The following is a 4983-nucleotide window of genomic DNA, read 5'->3' as shown; positions in this document are numbered from 1 at the left end:
TGCGCATCGCGGTGACGAACGCCTGGAAGCTGCCGTTGGTCGGCGCGTACCCGACACGGCCCTTCCACTGCGGGTCGGTGAGGTCGAAGACGCTGTCGGGAACCTGCTCGTCCGTGAACTCGCGCTTGTCGTAGGCGATGACGCGCGAGCGGCCGGAGGTCCCGACCCAGTTCCCTGCGTCGGAGCGGTAGCGCTCGGGGACCTTGTCCAGGTCGGCCTGGGGCAGCTTCTCGAGCCGGCCGTCCTTCTGCAGCGCACCGAGCGCGCCGCCGTCCTGCGAGAAGAAGACGTCGGCGGGCGAGTTGTCGCCCTCCTCGCGGATCGTCGACGCGAGCTCGGCCGTGTCGCCGTAGCGCACGTTCACCTCGATGCCGGTCTGCTCGGTGAAGTCCTTGATCAGGTCGCCGACGAGCTTCTCGTTGCGGCCCGAGTACACGGTCAGCTTCTCGCTGTCGTCGCTCCCGCAGGCGCTCAGTGCCAGCGCGGGGGCGCTGATCGTGAGCGCGGCGAGCGCGGCGGACAGGACCCTGGTGTGACGGCGCATAAGGGCAACCTAACAAAACCCTACGCTCGAGGTCGGGAAAGGCCGGCGCGCTGCATGCACTAGTCTGGTCGGCGGACCGTGCTAGGCGGGGAGGTAGCGGTGCCCTGTCGCTCGCAATCCGCTCTAGCGAGGCCGAATCCCCAGGTTGAGGGGTGAGGTCAGCGGGGTCGAGCTCGCCGTTGGCGGTGCTGATGGCCCGGGTCCCGCGCGACGACGGTTCGTGAACCAGGTCAGGTCCGGAAGGAAGCAGCCTTAAGCGAGTCCCGGCGGGCGCAGCGGGGGTTCCTGGACCGGAGCCGGCAGCGACACAAGCGCCCGATGATCGAGCTTCGAGGCTGGGTGCACGGTCCACTTCTTCTCAGCCGCAGCGCGCGAACGTCACCCAGGAGGCGTTGGCCGCGCGGCGGGCGCTCCCGGGCGCCGGGTCCGGGATCGCGAGGTTCGCGTCGCGCGGGTCGAGCACGAAGCGCCGCGCGGCCTGCGGGGTGGCGGGCTTGGCGTACGTGCCCCGGGCCGGTGCCCCCTGCCGCTGCGTCACGACGATCTTCGATGGGGCGAGGTCCAGCCACAGCGCGAGCTGGGGGACGGGGCGCTGGTTGGGCACCGCGAGCGGGCCGCACGGCACCGCGCCGGGCTGCCGCGTCAGGTCACGCAGGTCGGTGAGGATCGCGGTCTGGATCGTGATCGAGTCGCGCAGCCGGTCGATGCGGTCGAGCTGGCCCGGTCCGAAGGCGACGAGGGCGGTGGCGACGGCGAGGGCCGCGGCGTAGGCCGGCCGGCGCAGTCGGTCGCCCGGGGCGAGCTGCGTGAACGCCGTCAGCGCGGTGGCCGCCAGCAGGGCGAGCAGGACCGCTTCCAGCAGCAGGTAGCGGGTGATGATCGGCAGGCCCGCGCCGGCGAGCAGGGCGAACGCGCCGCCGGCCACGACGAGCGCGGCGAGGCCGGCGCGGACCGCGTGGCGGTCCCGGAGTCGCAGCCACGCCAGGGCGAGCCCGAGCACGGCCCCGAGGAGCACCGGCTCCCGCGTGATCTCGCCGAGTCGTCGCGAGCCGGTGATCGGCAGGTCGTCGAACCCCGTCGCGCGCCGCAGGACGTCGGCGTTCTCCCGGGTCCCGGTGAGCGAGTAGAGGGGGTCGCCCGTGATGAGCAGGTCGTGCAGCGCCCACAGCGCCGGACCGGCGGCGGCGAGCGCGACGAGCGCGGCCAGGCGCGGGGTCGCCCATCGCCGGGGCCACCACAGGTAGATGAGGTAGGCGCCGGCGAACAGCCACGCCTCGGGCCTGATCAGGCCCGCGAGGGCCAGCAGGGTCAGCACGCCGACGCCGTCGCGGGGTTGCCTGGACTCGCGCAGCAGCGCGCCGAGCACCAGGCACACGAACGGGATGTCGACGTAGGCGCGGACCCCGAACGACAGGATCGGCTCGCGGGTGAGCACGAGGGCTGCCGCGACGAGTCCCGCACCGAGCCCCAGCCACTGCTGCCCGAGGCGGAAGACCAGGAATCCCAGCACGCCCAGCCACAGGAACGCGCCCGCGGTCACCAGCGACTCGCTCGCGGTGCCGTGCGGCGCGGCGCCCGACACCGGGTCGACGAGGGCGAGGAACGCCCCCACGACGTTGACCAGCGGGTGCGGCGTGGGGGACAGGAACGCGCTCGTGTCGGGCGCGACCCCGTCGGCGATCGCACGGCCCCAGACCAGCGCGTACTCCGTGTCGTAGTTGGGGAAGCCGTCGCCGCGGAAGATCAGCAGGAGCAGGCCCGCGAGCGCGGGGGGCACGACCATCGCCGGCAGGAGGGCTGTGACGCGGGCGCGCACGAGAGGCGTGACGCTACCCGGTGGGCCCGCGGCGGGGTCGACGCCGGGCCTGTGGCACTGGTGAGCACTATGTCTTCACGAGAGGCACAGGCCGAGGGTGGGGCCGGGTGGCCCGCTGCGACCGGCGTCACCGATATCGTTACCGACACAGTGACGACAAAGCAGAAGCGAGTGCGACGGAAGCCCGAGGTCGCCGAGCAGGAGATCCTCGACGCGGCCGAGGCGCTTCTCTCGGAGGTTCGCTTCCGCGACCTGACGGTCGACGACGTGATGGCGCGGACCGCGATGAAGCGGTCGAACTTCTACACCTACTTCAACGACCGCAACGAGCTGGTCATGCGGCTGGTCGACCGGATCGCGGGGGAGATGTTCGCGGCCACCGAGCCGTGGCTCAGCGGGGAGAACCCGGACCGTGTCGCAGCGCTGCGCCAGGGACTGCGCGCCGTCGTCCGGATCTGGTCCCAGCACGCCGCGGTCCTCGCCGCCATGAACGAGGCGTCGCATCACGACGAGGTCGCCCAGCAGTTCTTCCGTGGTGGCATCGTCCAGGAGTACATCGATCGCATCACCCTGCTCCTGCGCCGGGAGAAGCGGGACGGGATCACGGCGGTGCGAAATCCCGGCGAGACCGCGCGGGCGCTGATCCTGCTCAACGTGAACTACATGACCGAGCGCGTGACCGGGGAAGGCGCGCGGCCGGAATCGGTCGCGACCGCGCTCGAGGGGATCTGGATCCCCGTGCTGTACCCGTCGGCCACCGTCTGAGGCAACCCGCCCGAGGGGGCAGGCCACGCCCCACGGCAGCCGGCCGGGATCGTCCGTGGCCCGGCGACGCCGCCGCGGCCCGTGGTCCCCCGCCTGCCGTGCTTCGCGCTTCGCGCTTCGCGCTGCGTGCTTCGCGCTGCGCCGCAGCGCCCTCCAGTCGCTCCTCGTGGCGGTCGGGCGGCACGACTGACGTGCAGCTAGCGACGCTGCGACGTTAGTTATCGACACGCTGTCGGTAGTCTGGTACGGTGCCGCCACTGACCCGCAGGGCTCTTGGAGGAGACGCACACGTGGCGATCACGTTGGACATCGATACCGGTGGCACGTTCACCGACGGCTTTGTCGTCCGAGACGGCATCTCACACGCGGTCAAGGTGCTCACCACCCCGCACGACCTGGCTGTCTGCTTCGCCGACGTCATCGAGGCGGCGGCCGACGCGCTGGACCTGGACGTCACGGCGATGCTCGCCCAGACGGAAGCCGTCCGGTACGCGACGACCGTCGGCACCAACACGGTCATCCAGCGCAACGGCCCGAAGCTCGGGCTGCTCACGGACGACGCCGACGTCGCCGACGGTGCCGCGCTGTTCCTCGACGAGGGGATGACCCGCAAGGTCGCGCTCTCGACCGCCGAGGCCGCGAGCAACGGCGACGGCAGCCGCAGCGGCACGGTCGGAGCGATCCGGTCCCTGCTGGACGACAGCGCCCGCGGGCTCGTCTGCTCGATCAGCGCCCAGACCGGCGGCGCCGAGGGCGAGCGTGGCGTGCAGGAGGTCTTCCGTGAGCACTACCCGCGGCAGTGCCTCGACACGGTGCCGCTGGTGCTCGCGGGCGACCTCACGTCCGACGCGGACGCCCGCCGACGTGCTGCGACCGCGCTGTTCAACGCGTACGTCCACCCCGCCGTCGCCGACTACCTCTACCGCGCCGAGGACTACCTGCGCGACCACGGCTACCGCCGGCCGCTCCTGGTGGTCCACAACGACGGCGGCTGCGGCCGCGTCGCGAAGACGATCGCGGCCAAGACGTACAACTCCGGTCCGACCGCCGGCGTCGCCGGAGGCGCCGCCGTCGCCCAGGCGCTCGGGCTGAAGACCCTGGTCACGCTCGACATGGGAGGCACGAGCCTCGACGTGGCGATCGTCCGCGACGGTCAGGTCCCCCAGCGCGAGCGGGGCGACATCGAGGGCATCGAGATCTCGTTCCCGCTCACCGACCTCCGCACGCTCGGGGCGGGCGGCGGGTCGATCGCGCACATCGAGGACGGTGAGCTGAAGGTCGGCCCGCAGAGCGCAGGGTCCAAGCCCGGACCCGCCTGCTTCGGGTTCGGCGGCGTCCAGCCGACGGTGACCGACGCTGACGTCGTGCTCGGCATCATCCGGCCCGAGGCCTTCCTCGGCGGCGCGATGACCATCGACCATGGCGCCGCGCTCGCGGTGATGACGACGCTCGGAGAGGCGCTCGGCTGCAGCGCGCACGAGGCCGCGCAGCGGGTCCGCACGACCGTGCACGCCACGATGGGCGCCGAGCTCGCCGCCGATCTGCGACGTGCCGGAGTCGAACCCGCGGACGTCGTGGCGCTCGCGTTCGGTGGCAACGGAGCGACGCACGCTGCCGGCATCGCCGCGCACGCCGGCATCCAGGAGGTCCTGACGTTTCCCTTCAGCCCGGTGTTCAGCGCCTTCGGCGCTTCGACCGCCGACGTCCGTCACCTGTACGAGGGCGCTGTCGGCGACGAGGACGCGCTGCGCGCCCGGGCCCTGCGGGACATGCGCGGTGAGGGGTTCGGCGCCGACGACGTGACGCTCGACGTCCGGACCGTCGGGAGCAACGGCTCCAGCACGCTGGTCGTGGAGGC

4 protein-coding genes and 1 other RNA gene are annotated in these 4983 nt (G+C 72.3%); 3 read left to right on the top strand and 2 right to left on the bottom strand.

Translation table 11 applies throughout. The features are described from left to right. Positions 1–544 (bottom strand): extracellular solute-binding protein (locus ABYE80_RS17030; protein ID WP_372791500.1); only part of this gene is annotated, 544 nt, incomplete at its 3' end. Between the two features lie 76 nt (positions 545–620). On the opposite strand from ABYE80_RS17030, the gene ffs reads away from it, so the two are divergent. Then, positions 621–891: signal recognition particle sRNA large type (gene ffs / locus ABYE80_RS17025), an RNA gene on the top strand. A gap of 11 nt (positions 892–902) precedes the next feature. Here the strand turns inward: ffs and ABYE80_RS17020 are convergent. Further along, entirely contained in the window at positions 903–2360 is a 1458-nt protein-coding gene (locus ABYE80_RS17020; protein WP_372791499.1) for a hypothetical protein, read from the bottom strand. Between the two features lie 171 nt (positions 2361–2531). On the opposite strand from ABYE80_RS17020, the gene ABYE80_RS17015 reads away from it, so the two are divergent. Together ABYE80_RS17015 and ABYE80_RS17010 are read left to right on the top strand one after the other, a co-directional pair. Continuing rightward, on the top strand, positions 2532–3125 hold the full coding sequence (locus tag ABYE80_RS17015) for a TetR/AcrR family transcriptional regulator (RefSeq protein WP_372791498.1): 594 nt from the start codon (positions 2532–2534) through the stop codon (positions 3123–3125). A gap of 290 nt (positions 3126–3415) precedes the next feature. Beyond that, a partial coding sequence (locus ABYE80_RS17010; RefSeq protein WP_372791497.1) for a hydantoinase/oxoprolinase family protein occupies positions 3416–4983 on the top strand: 1568 nt, incomplete at its 3' end.

The organism is Paraconexibacter sp. (assembly GCF_041602235.1).
Classification (GTDB): Bacteria; Actinomycetota; Thermoleophilia; order Solirubrobacterales; family Solirubrobacteraceae; genus Paraconexibacter.
This window is presented reverse-complemented; position numbering and strand designations above follow the sequence as displayed.